The following is a 16,764-nucleotide window of genomic DNA, read 5'->3' on the forward strand; positions in this document are numbered from 1 at the left end:
ACTTATTAAAACCGATACTAATAATATAAAAGTGACGCTTAATAACTCATTTTCTAAACCGTTTAACGAGTTACTTTTAGCTCAAAAAAGCAGTGTCTCTGAAATACATTTTTCTGCGTCCACTATTAAAGCAAGCCCACTGCTTACACCTGATAGCCCAATAAAGTCGTGGCTACAAAATAGCTTTAGTGATTTAAAAACGCGAATTAATGATGCAGTTAAATATTTTGAAAGTAAGCCCTTTGCAGCAGCAAATAAATCTGAGTTAATGCCGCCGTCTGCATCATCTGCGATACAAAGGCCGGGCTTAGTTATGCAATTAACAGTATCACCGTTAAATAGAGTGAACATTACCCAAAATGTAAGTACTGCGTTAAATAGTAATACTAGCAATACTTTACCAGAGCACTTTTCAAGACTCCCACCACTTGTACAATTAACTCAGCAAATAAAAGGAAGTGTTAGTGTTTGGCAATCACCTTCAAACACAGCAACAACCTACACGCCAATAACAAATAGCATTACTCAAAATGAAGTGGCGAGCGCTAAGCCAAGTAATTTAAACGCGAGTCAATTGAGTGCTCTGAATATTAGTACTAACAGTAAAGTTGATACGTTAATTAAGCCTACAAGTGAAATTGTTACTAAAGGGCAAACAACTTCTTCAGTGCAACCAGTAATAAACGGCAACAATCAAAACAGTGTAAACCCAGCCTCGATTAAAAACATGCTCCCATTAGCAGAGCCGTTATCTAATATTGCCTCTCGTAGTCAAATGCTACAACCAATAGAAGCAAAGCTATTAAGCACATTATTAAAGCTTCCTGATACCACAATCCCTACGGATAGATTAGCTGGTAACAAACAGCTTTTAAGTAGTCAAATTACTGACATTACAAATAGAGCAACAAAAGACACGCCCGATTTAACTCGCTTAATTAACCAAGCATTTAATCGCATGGTCTCAAGTAATAATGTTAACTCTGCGACCATACAGCGTGAAGTATTAGCTACCTTACAACCATCTCAATTAACGGGTGATACACTACAAAGTAGCTTCACTAAAGGACTTGAACAAGTTGCAGTGAGTATTTTAGCTGCACCTATTATTAGCCAATCAGTAGCGCCTATCAGTTTTAATAATCAAACTGGCTTAGATGCACTTTTGCAAGTACTCATACCTACTTTTAAAACAGGTAACATCGGAGCGAAAATGCTTGAGCAACTGCAGCAAGCTCAAGTTCAAGCATTGGCTAGCGAAATCATACAAGTTAAAAACACACTTACCCAAGTAAATGTTTCAACACCAAATCAGCAACCTGACACAAATCCGCTTGCACAATTTTTATTACCAATGAAATTGCCGCCTGAGGCCGCCCAAACAGAAATAACATTGGGGCAATATAAAAAGCCAAGCGCAGATAAATTAGAAGATAAAAATGTATGGTTTGTCAGGTTAAACTTTGATTATGCACAGATTGGGCAGTTACAGATTACCGCTGAGTTAATGGATAAAGCCCTCGATTGCCAGCTATTAGCCTCGAGCCAAGAAGTAAGCGCAATTGCTCACCCTCACTTAGATAATTTAAGATCCAAACTAGCTAAGCATGGTTTACAGGTTGGAGAGCTCAACTTAAAGCGAGGCGATGCTAATAATCAGGCATTTTATAAATCTCATGCAATTATTAATATTAAGGTTTAGTAATGAGTGATACACCTATTAATAAGTCAGCCATTGGGCTTTTATACGAAGCTGGCAACACCCCCACTGTAAGCGTAAAAGGGTTTGGTGAGTTAGCTGACGAAATAATTGCAGCGGCAAAATTAAAAGGAATTATGATCCACGAAGATGCAGCGCTTGCTAAAACGTTGTCGCATTTAAGCTTAGGGGAAGAAATCCCTAAAGAGCTTTATTATGTAATTGCAGAGCTTATTGCGTTTTCGTATGTATTAAGAGGTCAATTTCCGCCAGGCTGGCAAGACTTTCAAGGTAAGTTAAATATTAAAGCGTGAGATTATTTACACGCTTATAACTAAAAAGGCGCTAAGCGCCTTTTTGTTTATGTAGTGAAAATAGTAATTCGGCTTCTGCTCGCGGTAATTCGCATTCGCGTATCACCTCATCGAGGTCCGCACCTAACTCAACCATTTTTACTGCACGAGAGTAAATTTTAGCATCAGGGTCATCGTATTTTTGCGCAGCTTGTTGCTGTATCAAATCTTGATTTTGTTGCTCAACCTCAAGCACTCGCTTACCAATACTTAAAAGCCCTGTTCTAAGCTCTGAAATTTCACTTCGCAAAATATGAGTTTGCTCTGAGCTATCTTTAAGCTGCTGTAATACAGCATTAACTTCATTCACTTGTTTGTTTTTTAATGCAATTATTAGCGCAAGCGATATAAGTCCTACCGCTAACGCTGATATAGCTATACTAAGTAACAGCATAATTTATTTGGTAAAGCTATATATCGCTTAACTCATCCCATTCATCATCGCTGAGTAACTTGTTTAAATCGACTAAAATCAGTAGCTCATTATCACGATTACAAACGCCTTGAATAAACTTAGCACTTTCTTCAGTACCAACATTTGGTGCACTATCGATCTCAGAGCTACGTAAATAAACGACTTCAGATACGCTGTCGGCTAAAATGCCGATAACTTGCTCTTCAGCTTCAATAATTAATATACGAGAATTATCGGTTGCATCAGCAGCTAACAAACCAAAACGTGCACGAGTATCAATAACAGTTACAACGTTACCGCGTAAGTTAATAATACCAATAACGTAAGAAGGTGCACCTGGTACAGGGGCTATCTCTGTATAACGAAGTATTTCTTGTACTTGCATTACATTTACGCCGTAGGTTTCTTCCTCTAGCTTAAACGTAACCCACTGTAAAATTTCATCATTATTATCTGCGTTTTTATTTGCTGACAGTAATTTATCTTGATTCATGCTATTACCCCGTAATGGTCATTACTACTGACGGCTATCTAAGCCTTTCTCTAATAATATATTTAAATTATCTACATCTATTAAAGCACACATTTTTTCTTTTATAACACCAGCAAGCCATGGGCGCTTACTTTTATTTGTACGCCATTTTACATCTTCTTTACTCAATGTAATGTTATTTATCAACTTTTCAGCTAATAAGCCCCACTGGCTATCACCTAAGGTAATTAAATACTGATAATCTAAAGACGCCTCTAATTTATCATCATACTTTTCTGGCATTACCCAACGAGCAGTATCAACAACATTAAGCTTTTCTTCTCTGTTGAGCATAACGCCTTTAAACCACTTTGGCTTACCAAATAAATGATTTACTTCACCTAATTGATGTATACCGCCTAATGCTTTTAATGGTACAGCCAATGTTAAACCAGCAACTTCAAAAAATAATGCCTGAAATTCACCATCAAAATAGTCAGATTGGCTAGTGGTTATAATCTGTGGTTCTGGTTCTTCTGTAGTCGTACTTATCGGCTCTATTACTTCATCGTCAATGGCTTTATTAACTTTTGCGGCTTCAAAAATCGGTTCAACTATTGGCTTAATTTCAGAATTAAGTAAATCTTGATCAAATATTTTTTCTGCCGCTTTTATCTGTTCTTTTGGTTTTAAATGAATATGTTCTTGCTGCGAGTCGTGTGGCATTTGCTCAAGTAATTTTGCGACTGGCTCAAGGTTATCTACAGGCTCGTCTTCACATAACAAAGCCCCTAGGTATTGTTTCATTACTTTTTCATTAGCAAATAATTGCTTACTCATTCATTAACCTTGTTCAATTAAATATTCTAGCAGTGCTTTATATGCGTATACACCACGCGAACGAGGACAATACTCTACAGGCACTTTTTGCGCAAAGCTTGCATCTCTAAATTTGGTATCTACCGGTATCACACCTGGCCAGACTTTATCACCATACGTACTTTGCAGTGTTTTATATGCTTCTAACGATGCTTTAGTACGTTTATCATACATAGTAGGGATTATAGTATATTGATAATCTTTCGCTTGAGAGGTTTGCATTAATTCCATAGTGCGCATCATTCTATCAAGCCCTTTCAGTGCTAAAAACTCCGTTTGCACTGGCACTAAAATTCGCTCACTTGCTGCAAGCGCATTAACCATCAACACCCCTAAAACTGGGGGGCAATCTAAAATGGCATAATCGTAATGTTCACTGATTTTTGCAAGCGCTTTTTTTAGTATTAATCCCATACCTGTTTTATTACCCATGCTTCTATCAAGCGTGGCTATCGCCATTGTTGCGGGTAAAATATCTAGGTTTTCAAGTGTTGATGGGCATAACGCTTGAAGTATCTCTTCACTTTGCATGCTCGTGCCACGCGCAAAAATATCATATACGCTGACTTCCAAATCTTCTGAGTCAATGCCAAAGTAATAAGTGAGTGATGCATGAGGGTCTGTATCAATAAGCAACACACGCTTACCCTGCAAAGCTAAAATACCAGCAAGGCTCACTGCTGTTGTTGTTTTACCAACACCACCTTTTTGATTTGCGACAGTCCAAATCTTCACATTACATCCTAATTACTGTTCATTGCGCGTTGTTATGCGAATACCACCATGAGGCAAACGAATTATTTTTATTGTATCGTCATCTGAAGGAAGCTCAATTTCAGGCTCTTCCGCTACTGGCTTAACGGCTTGTTCATCACCTTTAACGTCTTGTATTGGTGGTAAACCATACTTAGAAAGTGCAATAACAACTTTACGATTTTCTGCTCGCCCTTGTTCTGTATCGTTACTTAAAAAAGGTGAGTATTGACCATAACCTTCTATCGCCATTCTGGCAGAATTAATACCTAATGCTTCCAGCTCTACTAAAATAGATGTTGCTCTAGCAACCGAGAGCTCCCAATTTGAGCGAAATATTTCATTGCGAATACTTTCATCATCAGTATAGCCACGCACCCTAATATAGTTATCTACTGGAGCAATAATATCTTTAACAATTTTGACGACTTGTTTTGCCCTAGAATGTGCAACTGAGCTACCACTTGAAAATAACATACCTGAGCTTAGCTCTATAATCAGCCAATCTTGATTAAGCTCTAAACTGGCTTCTCCATCACGAATTTCATCAATAAGCGCTGACTGCAGCTTAGTAAGTAAGCTATCGAGTGGTTTTCCTAAATATTTTTGTTGTATGTTACTTGTATCACTTTGACCGTCGAGTAACTCTGGACCTTGTTCTTCTTTTAAAATACTTTCACCATAAAGAACTTCTTGTTCAGGTGTCACTCTATCAGTCAATATTCCATTACCATTGACGCCCTCACCTTGCTGGGAGTGCTGGCGGGCAGATTTATCAAAAACGTGTTCAAGGGAGTCTGACAATATTTGAAATTGTTCTTCTTTGTTGATCGCTATCGCATACAGCACCACAAAAAAAGCAAACATAATGGTCATGTAATCGGCATACGATACAAGCCAACGCTCTGTATGTTGACTTTTAGGAGCAGAGTGACGAAGTCGTCGGCGTAGCATGTTATTCGTCCACTAAATTAGGACGCTCTACACGATAGGCTTCAAGCTTTAATTCTATATTTACTGGGCTTTCACCAACGCTTATTGCAATCACACCTTCGGCAAGCATTTCATGGTAAAGCATTTTTTGCTCTACACGCTGTTTTAACTTATTTGCCATAGGTAAAAACAATAAATTAGCTAAACCAACACCATAAATGGTCGCGATAAATGCCGTTGCAACGCCTGCACCAAGCATTTGTGGATCGGTAATAAACGACATTGCCTGTATTAAACCAAGCACAGCACCTAAAATACCAATGGTAGGACTGTAGCCCCCCATCGCTTCATAAACACGTGCGGCTTCAAGCAAGCGATCGCGTTCTAGCAGTAAATCAATTTCAAGCGTGTCACGTAGTTTTTGCTCTGAGCAGCCATCTACAAGCAAGCTTAAACCTTTTGCTGCATATGCATCTGGGTGAGCTAGCGCTTCGTTTTCAAGCGCTAAGTAACCTTCTTGACGTGCCTTATGAGACCACCGCTTAACTTGCTCTATTGCATCTTCAATATCATATTGTGGCGCAACAAAAACCCAAGAGCTCATATTTAGCATTTTTTTAAAGGTACTTGCTGATGTTTGTAACATAACAGCGCCAAGCGTGCCGCCTAATACAATAATAAGGGCAGGACCATTAAATAAAGCAGAAACAACGCCGCCTTCTAAAGAGTAACCTAGACCTATTGCACCCAGTGCTACAAATAGTCCAAATATTGAGAGTTTATCCACAACCTACCTCTCTCTTTATACGTGCTGCAACATCGCTTAATGCTAAGCTTTCACTCGAAAGCCCCGCATTAGCAATGGCTTGAGGCATTCCATAAACAACACAGCTTTTCTCATCTTGTGCCCAAATAGTTGCACCCGTTTGTTTTAACATTCTTGCACCGTCACGTCCATCAGCGCCCATGCCTGTTAAAACGATAGCAAGCACATCGCCTTGATACGTTTTTGCTGCACTGGCAAAAGTTACATCTACACTCGGTTTATAACTTATTCTCTCGCTGTGATCTTCAAATACGCGCAGTGTTCTATTTGCACCACGCCCTTCTACCATCATCTGCTGTCCGCCAGGCGCTAAATAAGCCGTTCCAGGTTGTAAGCGGTCACCTTGTTGCGCTTCTTTCACTTTTATTTGGCACAGACCATTTAAGCGTGCTGCGAAAGCAGGTGTAAAAGCCGCAGGCATATGCTGAATAAGTAAAATAGGGTGAGGGAAATTAGCTGGCAATTGAGTCAGTATAGTTTGTAGTGCAACAGGGCCACCTGTAGAAGTGCCAATAGCCACAAGCTGGTATTGCTTTCCACTTGCTCGCATTGAGGCAATATTTGAACCTGACGATGTTGTAGGGGCTACTATTTGAAAGCTTCTATCGGGTTGTTTTATCGAGGGAGTTAGTGTGTTTGTTCTTTGCGAAAGTGAGCTTGTTATCGGTTTAGTTGATATTACTGGCTTAGGTGGTGTTGCAGCTTTAAACGTTCGCGGTAAACGTCTTCGCCCTATATCTTTCACTTTATTTTGTAAAAGCTTTATAGCGTCTTCATTATTGCGAGCGATGTCTTCAAATTTTTTCGGTAAAAAATCCATTGCTCCAGCATCTAGCGCATCAAACGTTGCTGTTGCGCCATCACGTGTTAGTGATGAAAACATTAAGATCGGGGTTGGATTACTCGCCATTATCTCTTTAACTGCGCTAATACCATCAAGCACAGGCATTTCGACATCCATAGTGATCATATCTGGACGTAGCTGAGCTGCTTTTTCAACAGCTTCTCTGCCATTCACAGCAAAGCCTATAACTTGTATGTCGCTATCTTGTTCAAGGATTTCGCTTACTCTGCGGCGAAAAAAGCTTGAATCATCAACAACTAAAACTTTAACGGCCATTTAGCTCTCTTATTAAATTTATGCGTAGGTATATATTAAATATATACCTACTTTATTATTAGCCTGCGTAATGTTTTAACATGTTTGGAACGTCTAAAATCAGTGCAATACCACCATCTGAAGTAATTGTTGCGCCTGCCATACCTGGAGTACCTTGTAGTAACGCATCAAGTGGTTTAATTACAACTTCTTCTTGGCCAATTAATGAGTCAACAACAAAACCAATTTGCTGCGTACCAATTTGCACAATAACTACATGGCCTTTTGCTTTACGCTGTGAACGATCCGAGCCTTTAACTAACCAGTGCTCAAGGTAGAATAACGGTATTGCCTTTTTACGCACAATAATTGTTAATTGCCCATCAACCACATTTGTTTTCGTTAAATCTAAGTTGAATATTTCACTAACACCAGCAAGTGGTAACGCAAATGTTTGTGCGCCAACAATTACCATTAAGGTCGGTAATATGGCTAAGGTAAGTGGTACTTTTATCTCTAAAATAGTACCTACGCCTAACTCAGATTGAATACTTACAGAGCCGTTTAATTGGGTGATTTTAGTTTTCACCACATCCATTCCAACACCACGACCTGAAATATCAGATATCTCTTCTTTTGTAGAAAAGCCAGGTGCAAAAATTAGGTTGTATGCTTCAGTGTCAGAAAGTCGACTCGCTTGATCGTGATCGAGCACGCCTTTACTAATTGCTATTTTTTTCAGTTTCTCAGCATCCATACCAGCGCCATCATCTTTAATGGTCAACAAAATATGGTCGCCTTCCTGAGACGCTGATAAAGTAACATTACCTGTTCTAGGCTTACCTGCAGCCTCACGAACAGCTGGCATTTCAATACCGTGGTCAACTGAGTTTCGAACTAAATGCACAAGCGGATCGGCAAGTGCTTCCACTAAATTTTTATCTAAGTCGGTTTCTTCACCTACAAGTTGTAAGTCAATATCTTTGTTTAAGCTGCGTGCTAAATCGCGTACTACGCGAGGGAAACGACCAAATACCTTTTTAATTGGTTGCATTCGCGTTTGCATAACCGCGCCTTGAATATCAGCAGTTACTACATCTAAGTTAGAGATTGCTTTCCCCATCGCTTCACTGTCTGAGTTAGTCGCTAAACTAACCAAACGATTTCGCACAAGTACTAACTCACCAACCATATTCATAATTTGGTCTAGTCGTTTTGTATCTACGCGAACGGTAGTTTCAGCTGCTGGCTGCGCTGATTTTTTAGAAGCTGCGGATGCTGCTTTAGCAACCGGTTTTTCTACCGGTTTAGAAACGGGTACTTTTGCAGGTTCTGGTTTTTTTACAGGCACACTCGCTTTTGCAGCTGGTTTAGCTGGAATATTGGGCTGTTTCACAGCAGGAGTGCTTTCTATTAATTTAGGTGCAGTACCTTTGCCATGAAGTTCATCAAGAAGTGTTTCAAACTCGTCATCACTAATTTCATCATCTGATGAATTAGCAATATTTGACGCCGCCTTAGCTGGTTCTACAGACGCTTTAACTGCATTACTTTGTTCAGGTGCTTTACTCGCAACCTCACCAAAACTGCCAACTCCATGTAACTCATCTAATAAGCTATCAAATTCATCATCAGTAATGTCACCATTAAAGTCATTGCTACTTATTACCGGCTTTTCAATTGCAGGACCTTGTCCTTTACCGTGTAGTTCATCCAGTAAGTTTTCAAATTCATCTTCAGTTATTTCATCAATTTCAGCATCGCTAACCGAAGGCGTTCCGCTAAATAGTTCATCAAACGCAAACGGATCTTCGTCATCAACTATTGGCGTATCAACTACTTCGCTTTGAGGTTGTTCAACTTCATTGTTCGAAGATACACCGTTAAGCTCATCTTCTGTTGGTGGTAGACCTAAAATATGAAGAGTATGAAGTAATTCAGGATCTGCAGGTTCTGGCTTATCCCTATTTTGAATAGTCGCGAACATTTCATTAATGGTGTCGAGCGCTTGTAAAATAACATCCATTAACTCTGAATTGACCGTTCGCACACCTTGACGTAGTAAATCAAATACGTTTTCAGCGCCATGACAAGCATCAACAAGTTCTGTCATAGCTAAAAAGCCTGCACCACCTTTTACAGTGTGAAAGCCTCTAAATATGGCATTTAGTAACTCGGTATCTTCTGGATTATTTTCCAGTTCAACTAACTGTTCAGATAAAAGCTCTAGGATTTCTCCTGCCTCTACAAGAAAGTCTTGTAAAATATCTTCATCGACTTCAAACATGCAGTTACTCTCCTCTTAGAAGCCCAAACTTGATAAAAGATCATCGACTTCATCTTGATCAGATACAACATCATTACGCGATTCTTTATCAATAATAGGGCCTTCAGGACCTGCTAAAGTTTGTGTGGCAACTGGTTCTTTTATTTTTTGTTGTTCTACTTTATTCGCTGTGTTGTCACTGTCATCTTGTTCAGCAAATGCTGTTAAAAGATGAAGTAAGCTTTCTTCTACTTCTCTAACAAGTTCTATAACACGGCGAATAACTTGACCTGTTAAGTCTTGATAGTCTTGAGCCATTAGTACATTTGTCATTAAGCTTTGAAGCTCATCGGTTTTATGATGAGAGTTATTCATAAACTTATCGATGCTGTGGCAAAGTTGTTTAAACTCACCTAACTCAATCTCGCGACTCATTAAACGATCCCATGTCGGTTTGATATGAGATATTTCATCTGCTAATTGCTGGGCTATAGGTAAACTAGCCTCAACAGCATCCATTGTTTTATTAGCCGCATTTTCTGTCATTTCTATAACATAATTAAGCCGCTTTTTAGCATCTGGAATAGCATCTGTTGTTAAATCTGTTAAACGAGTATCAAGATCAAAGCTTTTAAGTGCTTCGTGCAATTGACGGGTCAACTTTCCAACTTCAGCAAATAATTCAGACTGCTCTTGCGAGGCAGTCTCTAAAATTAACTGATTTGCTTTATCTTGCTCATCATTTTCTAAAAAAATAACGAGCTGTCGAGCTTGTTCTAACGTTATTTGAGGCGCAGCTGGTGCTGGCATAAGCCTCTCCCCCATCATTAGCCTAAGCGTTCAAATACTTTTTCTAACTTAGTTTTTAATGTTCCAGCCGTAATAGGCTTAACAATATAACCATTAACGCCAGCTTGCGCTGCAGCTATTATTTGTTCTTTTTTAGCTTCTGCCGTTACCATTAATACAGGGATATGTTTTAACTTATCATCTGCACGAATTGCTCTTAAAAGGTCAATACCTTGCATTCCCGGCATATTCCAATCAGTAACTACAAAATCAAACACTTGATTTTGCAACATAGGCAAAGCTGTTGACCCGTCATCAGCTTCTTGAACGTTAGTGAAACCTAAATCACGTAACAGGTTTTTTATAATGCGTCTCATCGTTGAAAAATCATCGACTACAAGAATTTTCATGTTTTTATCCAAAACATCCCCCAGTGAGGTATTAACCTTTGTTTGCTTACTACTAATTTATCCAGTCATTGATTTTAGCTTTAAGCTTAATCATCGCCTGACCATGTATCTGACTTACACGCGATTCACTTACATCGAGTATATGTCCTATTTCTTTTAAATTCATTTCATCGTTATAGTATAAAGAAAGTACCATTGCATCACGCTCTGGTAATGACTTAATTGCACTTAGCAAAGACTCATTAAACCGATCATTTTTAACATTATTAAAAGGTTTATCTTGCGCTAAATCTTGGCCTACGGGAGTTATAACATCCTCATCAACACCAAGGTCTTCAATACCTAGTATTTTACTCGCATTCACATCATTTAAAATATGATGGTACTCATTGAGTGAAATTTCAAGTTTTTCAGCAACTTCTGTATCTGTTGGTTCGCGATTAAGACTACTTTCGAGTCCTGTAATTGCTTCTGCAACTTGCCGGCTTTTGCGATGTACTGAACGAGGAGCCCAATCACCACGGCGCATTTCATCAAGCATGGCACCGCGAATACGAATACCTGCAAAGGTTTCAAAGCTTGCGCCCTTAGTTGCATCGAAGTTTTTTGAAGCTTCTATTAAACCTATCATTCCTGATTGAATTAAATCATCAAGCTGAACGCTAGGTGGTAATCGAGCAATTAGATGACATGCCACTTTTTTGACAAGTGATGCATGTTTCTCAACAATCACATTTAAGTTTTGTGTTGATTGATATCCCATAGCTCTATTCACCAATATTGTCATAATTAACCGTTTACTAGTTTCTCAATGAAAAACTCTAAATGCCCAGATGGTTGGTTTGGTATTGGCCATTTAACTGCTTTGGTTGCCAGCGCTTTAAACGCGAGAGCGGCTGGCGAATTAGGAAAGAGCTCTACTATTACTTTTTGACGACGCGTTGCTTTGCGCATATTTTCATCATAGGGAACCGTTGCTACTAGCTCCATTGACACATCTAAAAAGCGATCGGTAACTTTAGATAGTTTTGCAAACAATTCAGTACCTTCACGCATACTGCGGACCATATTTGCAACAATTTTGAACTTATAAACACCATGCTCGCGGCTTAATACTTTAATAAGTGCGTAAGCATCGGTTATTGATGTTGGTTCATCGCACACTACAACCATTACATCTTGTGCTGCTCGTGAGAAGCTTAGCACCATGTCTGAAATACCAGCGGCTGTATCTACAATTAAAATATCGAATTCGGTATTCAATTCGCTAAACGCACGAATTAGTCCAGCATGCTCCGATGGTGATAACTCAACCATACTTTGCGAACCCGATGTAGCGGGTACAATTTTAATACCAGCAGGACCTTCAACTAAAATTTCGTCAAGCTCACATTCACCAGACAAAACGTGTGACAAATTACGCTCTACACGTAAACCAAGCATCACATCACAATTTGCCAAACCTAAGTCAGCATCCAGTACTAGTACTCTATTACCTTGCTGCCCTAGTGCTATAGCAGTATTTAGAGAAACATTTGTTTTCCCCACCCCACCTTTACCACCGGTTACAGCGATAACTTTAACGCCGTTGTTATTGTTTTGACTCATTTTGCGCAGGCCGCTTGCTTGATCTAATACTGTGTTAATCATACATCCCTACTGTACTTGGCGCCACTGCTTGATGCCTTGAATGTTGTGCTTTTGTTCTTTTTAAATATAATTGCTCAGCCTTTTTCACTAGTTTTTCAGCATTTGCAACACGAATATCTTCTGGTACTCGTTGTCCATTAGTAAGATACCCTATTGGAAGGCGATTTTGAATCGCAATACTAATAATCTCACCCAAACTTAATGATTCATCCAACTTGGTAAAAATACAACCACTTAACTGTACTTTTTTAAAGTGGCGTACAGTTTCTTGTAGTACATTAATTTGCGCTGTGGCACTGAGTACTAAGTAGCTGCGAATATCCACACGCTGGTTGCGCATTAACGTATTTAACTGCTCAGTTAAGCGTAAATCTCGCTGGCTCATACCTGCCGTATCAATTAACACTAGACGTTTATTTCGTAAATGATATAAAACTTCAGCTAACTCATTAGCATCTTTAACTTGTTTTACACCACAACCAATAATACGACCGTAAGTTGCAAGCTGCTCATAAGCACCAATTCTGTACGTATCAGTGGTTATTAAGGCAACTTTATCGGCGCCATACTTTTGTGCACCTAGAGCTGCAAGCTTAGCAACTGTCGTGGTTTTGCCCACACCTGTTGGACCCACTAACGCATATACACCACCTTGGCGAAGTATTTCGTTATTGGTTGTTTGCATTTGATCTTCAACCATTGTTAGCAATGCTTTCCAGCCTTGCTGACGAGACACGTCGTCAGGTACGAAACATGCCATTTGTTGCGCGACTTCTTTATCAATACCCATACCGACTAAACGGTCAACCATGCACGCACGCGTTGGATCGCGACGCGCCATATCTTGTTGCATTAAACCTGATACTTGATGTTCAAGTAACTGACGAATCGCGTTCATTTCTTCACGCATTGTTGTCATTTCTTCGCTTTCATTATTTTTATTTTGTGGGCGAGCAGTTACCGGGCTATCTAAATCATCAAAATCGCGGTCTAAATCATCAAAACCTAAACTATCGGCTTGAGTTTGTGGGCGAACTGGCGCTGCACTTTCAGGAATAAACATATTTTTAGTACGCGGCTGCGCAGCCGGCTCTTGATAGTTATCGGTAGTATCAATACCCGATTGTGAAAACATAGAAGCAAGTTCAGGGGAGCGAGGACGCGGTGATTGTCGCTCTAGTAATGCTTGTAAGCTGTCAGCAACCTTTGCTTGTGGCTCAGGCTTAGCACGCTGTGGCTCTGGTCTTACAAAGTTATGCATGCTTTGCTGTGGCGCTTGAGCACGAGGCTCAGCATTACGTTGTGGTTGCGCTGCTACTTTAGGGGCTGCTTTGTCATAATCAACTGCCGCTACAATTTCTACACCGTTAGCCAGCTTCTTATTTGACATAATAACCGCATCAACACCTAATTCATCTTTAACTTCTTTAAGTGCTGTGCGCATATCTTTAGCAAAAAAACGTTTAATTTTCATGATTCAACCCCTGTTAAAATCTTATTGTTGCCCTACAGAGCTAACAATCTTTATCTGTCTTTCATCTGGTACCTCTTGATAAGACATCACTCTCAATCCTGGAATGGTGTACTTAACAAAACGAGATAACACAGTGCGTAACATTCCTGACGTTAGCAATATAGAAGGTTCACCGGCCATTTCTTGATTTTGATGCGCTTGTGTTAATGACACTTGAAGTCGCTCTGCAAGTCCTGGCTCAATACCGGCACCTTCATCACCTGCATTTTGTAATGACTGATGCAACATCTGTTCCAACTCAGGCGCCAAGGTTATGACAGGAATTTCTGATGACATTCCCACCGCATCTTGAACAATTAATCTACGCAGGGAAATACGCACTGCAGCCGTTAATACATCAGGGTCTTGGCTACGCGGACCATATTCAACAAGGGTTTGAACAATTGAGCGCATATCGCGAATAGCTACACCTTCATTCAATAAATTTTGCAGTACTTTTACAATTGCAGTTAATGGCAACACATCAGGTACTAGTCCTTCTACTAAGCGAGGATGGCTTTTAGCAAGCATATCAAGCAGGTTTTGAACTTCTTCGTGCCCTAGTAGCAACGCCGCACTGTTAGTTAATAACTGGCTAATATGAGTGGCAACTACCGTGGCTGAATCTACAACGGTATAACCTAGTGATTGCGCTTCATCTTTTTGATCAGGCTTGATCCATACTGCATCAAGGCCAAACGCAGGATCTTTAGTTTCAACCCCTTTAATAGGACCAAATACTTGCCCTGGGTTAATCGCTAGCTCGTCGCCATGTTTAAGTTCGCTTTCACCGGTTGAAACACCCATTAGCGTTATTCTGTAAGCATTTGGATCAAGCTCTAAATTATCGCGAATATGAACAGGTGGTACTAAAAAACCAAGTTCTTGAGAAAGCTTTTTACGTACACCTTTAATACGATTAAGTAGCTCACCACCTTGAGATTGATCTACCAACGGAATTAATCTGTAACCTACTTCTAGGCCAATTACGTCAACCTGCTGAACATCATCCCAACCAAGTTCTTTTTGCTCTTGTTTATTGGCAATACCTGTTGCAGCGCTTCCGCCACTGGCGGCTTCTTCGGCTTCTGCTGCAGCGGCTTTTAACTTAGTTTGCTGTGTGTAGTAAGCTAAATAACCCAGTAACGCACCTAAACTTAAAAAAGCAATATGCGGCATACCAGGTACTAAGCCCATGATGATCAAAATACCTGAAGCAATAAAGAGTGATTTTTCGTTACCTAGTTGTTTCTTAAATTGGTCACCCATATTGAGCGACTCATTTTGACGTGTTACAACAATCGCGGTACCAATTGAAAGCAGTAAAGAAGGGAGTTGAGCAACTAAGCCATCACCAATGGTAAGTAATGTATATACTTCCATTGCGTTGCCAAAACTCAAATTATGTTGAATCATACCGACAAATAAACCACCAACAATATTGATGATTAATATAACAATACCTGCAATGGCATCGCCTTTTACAAATTTACTCGCACCATCCATTGAGCCGTAAAAATCAGCTTCGCGAGTTACTTCCTCGCGGCGGTCACGCGCTTGCTCAGCACTGATAAAACCAGCGTTTAAATCGGCGTCAATTGCCATTTGTTTACCCGGCATTGCATCAAGGGTGAAACGTGCAGATACCTCAGAAATACGCCCAGCACCTTTAGTAATTACCACAAAGTTAATAATGATCAGAATTAAAAATACGACCAAACCAACTGCGTAGTTACCACCAATAACAACTGAGCCAAACGCTTCAATTACTTTACCGGCAGAATCACCACCATTATGACCTTCAAGTAATACAACTCGAGTGCTGGCAACGTTAAGCGCTAAGCGCATAATCGTAGCGATTAGTAATACAGAGGGAAATATACCAAACTCAACCGGCTTCATCGTGTAAACAGTCACGAGTAAAACCACTAATGCGAGGGCAATATTAAACGAGAAAAGGATATCGAGTAAAAATGGCGGTAACGGTAAGATCACCATTCCCAAGGCTGCAAGCACAAGCAAAGGAGTACCTACCCCTTTGGCATAGTCTTTTTTGTCTCTGTTAAGTTGTTGTAATACCGCTTTAAAACTCATAATTCTACAATTTCAAAAAATTGACACTACGTAGAATTTGCAATAACTATTCCAAGTTACTAAGTTAACGGTTTAATACTTGTAGGCATCGGGGATTGGGAGCTTGTTATTGAGCTTAGTTGGACGTTTACCGCGCCCTTTATTAAAGCGCTTAAGCTGAAATACATACGCTAAAACTTGCGCTACTGCAGTAAATAGCTGATCGGGTATTTGCTCTCCTACTTCAGCCGTATGATAAAGCGCTCGGGTCAACATGGGGGATTCTAAAATAGGTACTTCATTCCCTATTGCTACTTTTCTAATTTGCATCGCCATTTCATCGATACCCTTAGCAAGCACTATTGGCGCTCCTGCGCGCTCTGTATCGTATTTTAATGCTACTGAGTAGTGAGTTGGGTTGGTAACAATAACATCAGCGTCAGGGACATCTTGCATCATACGGTTTTGCGACATTTGCCTTTGAGTTTGCCTAATACGCGCTTTTATTTGTGGGTCACCTTCAGAGTTTTTATACTCATCTTTAATCTCTTGCATTGTCATTTTAAGTTGTTTGTTATGGTTATAACTTTGAAATGGTGCATCAATAGCCGCAATAATAATTAAAGTGCACGAA

17 protein-coding genes are annotated in these 16,764 nt (G+C 39.8%); 2 read left to right on the forward strand and 15 right to left on the reverse strand.

Going from position 1 to position 16,764, the window contains the following annotated elements; translation table 11 throughout:
* Both H4J50_RS15585 and H4J50_RS15590 read left to right on the forward strand, forming a co-directional pair.
* On the forward strand, positions 1–1,702 hold a 1,702-nt coding region (locus tag H4J50_RS15585), incomplete at its 5' end, for a flagellar hook-length control protein FliK (RefSeq protein WP_182257293.1).
* Between the two features lie 2 nt (positions 1,703–1,704).
* Positions 1,705–2,013 carry an EscU/YscU/HrcU family type III secretion system export apparatus switch protein gene (locus H4J50_RS15590; protein WP_024589934.1) on the forward strand — a complete coding sequence of 103 codons (309 nt, stop codon included), beginning with the start codon at positions 1,705–1,707 and terminating at the stop codon, positions 2,011–2,013.
* A 31-nt stretch (positions 2,014–2,044) separates the two neighbouring features.
* On the opposite strand, the gene H4J50_RS15595 is transcribed toward H4J50_RS15590, so the two are convergent.
* From H4J50_RS15595 to H4J50_RS15665, 15 genes are all read right to left on the reverse strand, one after another.
* Positions 2,045–2,446 (reverse strand): DUF2802 domain-containing protein, encoded by a 402-nt coding sequence (locus H4J50_RS15595; RefSeq protein ID WP_024589935.1) that lies wholly within the window; start codon positions 2,444–2,446, stop codon positions 2,045–2,047.
* 16 nt (positions 2,447–2,462) lie between these two features.
* Complete coding sequence (locus H4J50_RS15600) at positions 2,463–2,960, reverse strand: chemotaxis protein CheW (protein ID WP_002959294.1); 498 nt, start codon at positions 2,958–2,960, stop codon at positions 2,463–2,465.
* A 24-nt stretch (positions 2,961–2,984) separates the two neighbouring features.
* Positions 2,985–3,779 carry a chemotaxis protein CheW gene (locus tag H4J50_RS15605; RefSeq protein WP_165725382.1) on the reverse strand — a complete coding sequence of 265 codons (795 nt, stop codon included), beginning with the start codon at positions 3,777–3,779 and terminating at the stop codon, positions 2,985–2,987.
* A 3-nt stretch (positions 3,780–3,782) separates the two neighbouring features.
* Complete coding sequence (locus H4J50_RS15610; protein WP_007585827.1) at positions 3,783–4,553, reverse strand: ParA family protein; 771 nt, start codon at positions 4,551–4,553, stop codon at positions 3,783–3,785.
* A gap of 12 nt (positions 4,554–4,565) precedes the next feature.
* Positions 4,566–5,525, reverse strand: coding sequence for a flagellar motor protein MotB (locus H4J50_RS15615; RefSeq protein ID WP_169059705.1), 960 nt, complete (start codon positions 5,523–5,525; stop codon positions 4,566–4,568).
* Between the two features lies 1 nt (position 5,526).
* A complete protein-coding gene (locus H4J50_RS15620) occupies positions 5,527–6,291 on the reverse strand; it encodes a flagellar motor protein (RefSeq protein WP_007585825.1) in 765 nt (254 codons plus the stop codon).
* Positions 6,284–7,450 (reverse strand): chemotaxis response regulator protein-glutamate methylesterase, encoded by a 1,167-nt coding sequence (locus tag H4J50_RS15625; RefSeq protein WP_182196629.1) that lies wholly within the window; start codon positions 7,448–7,450, stop codon positions 6,284–6,286. The genes H4J50_RS15620 and H4J50_RS15625 overlap by 8 nt, the downstream gene beginning before the upstream one ends.
* 58 nt (positions 7,451–7,508) lie before the next feature.
* Positions 7,509–9,716, reverse strand: coding sequence for a chemotaxis protein CheA (locus tag H4J50_RS15630; protein WP_182196626.1), 2,208 nt, complete (start codon positions 9,714–9,716; stop codon positions 7,509–7,511).
* Between the two features lie 15 nt (positions 9,717–9,731).
* Positions 9,732–10,505 carry a protein phosphatase CheZ gene (locus H4J50_RS15635; protein ID WP_010553897.1) on the reverse strand — a complete coding sequence of 258 codons (774 nt, stop codon included), beginning with the start codon at positions 10,503–10,505 and terminating at the stop codon, positions 9,732–9,734.
* Between the two features lie 17 nt (positions 10,506–10,522).
* On the reverse strand, positions 10,523–10,906 hold the full coding sequence (gene cheY, locus H4J50_RS15640) for a chemotaxis response regulator CheY (protein ID WP_182257294.1): 384 nt from the start codon (positions 10,904–10,906) through the stop codon (positions 10,523–10,525).
* Between the two features lie 40 nt (positions 10,907–10,946).
* Positions 10,947–11,657, reverse strand: coding sequence for an RNA polymerase sigma factor FliA (locus H4J50_RS15645; protein ID WP_033012732.1), 711 nt, complete (start codon positions 11,655–11,657; stop codon positions 10,947–10,949).
* Positions 11,658–11,683: 26 nt separating this feature from the next.
* On the reverse strand, positions 11,684–12,544 hold the full coding sequence (locus H4J50_RS15650; RefSeq protein ID WP_010553899.1) for a MinD/ParA family protein: 861 nt from the start codon (positions 12,542–12,544) through the stop codon (positions 11,684–11,686).
* On the reverse strand, positions 12,537–14,018 hold the full coding sequence (flhF, locus tag H4J50_RS15655; RefSeq protein ID WP_010553900.1) for a flagellar biosynthesis protein FlhF: 1,482 nt from the start codon (positions 14,016–14,018) through the stop codon (positions 12,537–12,539). The genes H4J50_RS15650 and flhF overlap by 8 nt, the downstream gene beginning before the upstream one ends.
* A gap of 21 nt (positions 14,019–14,039) precedes the next feature.
* Entirely contained in the window at positions 14,040–16,151 is a 2,112-nt protein-coding gene (gene flhA, locus H4J50_RS15660) for a flagellar biosynthesis protein FlhA (protein WP_024606208.1), read from the reverse strand.
* A gap of 72 nt (positions 16,152–16,223) precedes the next feature.
* Positions 16,224–16,764 (reverse strand): EscU/YscU/HrcU family type III secretion system export apparatus switch protein (locus H4J50_RS15665; RefSeq protein ID WP_182257295.1); only part of this gene is annotated, 541 nt, incomplete at its 5' end.

The sequence above is a fragment of the Colwellia sp. 6M3 genome (assembly GCF_014077595.1).
Classification (GTDB): domain Bacteria; phylum Pseudomonadota; class Gammaproteobacteria; order Enterobacterales; family Alteromonadaceae; genus Cognaticolwellia.

Coding starts and splice junctions, on each gene's coding strand:
- H4J50_RS15590 (WP_024589934.1), top strand. CDS start 1,705: ATGAGTGATACACCTATTAATAAGTCAGCCATTGGGCTTTTATACGAA.
- H4J50_RS15595 (WP_024589935.1), bottom strand. CDS start 2,446: ATGCTGTTACTTAGTATAGCTATATCAGCGTTAGCGGTAGGACTTATA.
- H4J50_RS15600 (WP_002959294.1), bottom strand. CDS start 2,960: ATGAATCAAGATAAATTACTGTCAGCAAATAAAAACGCAGATAATAAT.
- H4J50_RS15605 (WP_165725382.1), bottom strand. CDS start 3,779: ATGAGTAAGCAATTATTTGCTAATGAAAAAGTAATGAAACAATACCTA.
- H4J50_RS15615 (WP_169059705.1), bottom strand. CDS start 5,525: ATGCTACGCCGACGACTTCGTCACTCTGCTCCTAAAAGTCAACATACA.
- H4J50_RS15625 (WP_182196629.1), bottom strand. CDS start 7,450: ATGGCCGTTAAAGTTTTAGTTGTTGATGATTCAAGCTTTTTTCGCCGC.
- H4J50_RS15630 (WP_182196626.1), bottom strand. CDS start 9,716: ATGTTTGAAGTCGATGAAGATATTTTACAAGACTTTCTTGTAGAGGCA.
- H4J50_RS15635 (WP_010553897.1), bottom strand. CDS start 10,505: ATGCCAGCACCAGCTGCGCCTCAAATAACGTTAGAACAAGCTCGACAG.
- H4J50_RS15645 (WP_033012732.1), bottom strand. CDS start 11,657: ATGGGATATCAATCAACACAAAACTTAAATGTGATTGTTGAGAAACAT.
- H4J50_RS15650 (WP_010553899.1), bottom strand. CDS start 12,544: ATGATTAACACAGTATTAGATCAAGCAAGCGGCCTGCGCAAAATGAGT.
- flhF (WP_010553900.1), bottom strand. CDS start 14,018: ATGAAAATTAAACGTTTTTTTGCTAAAGATATGCGCACAGCACTTAAA.
- flhA (WP_024606208.1), bottom strand. CDS start 16,151: ATGAGTTTTAAAGCGGTATTACAACAACTTAACAGAGACAAAAAAGAC.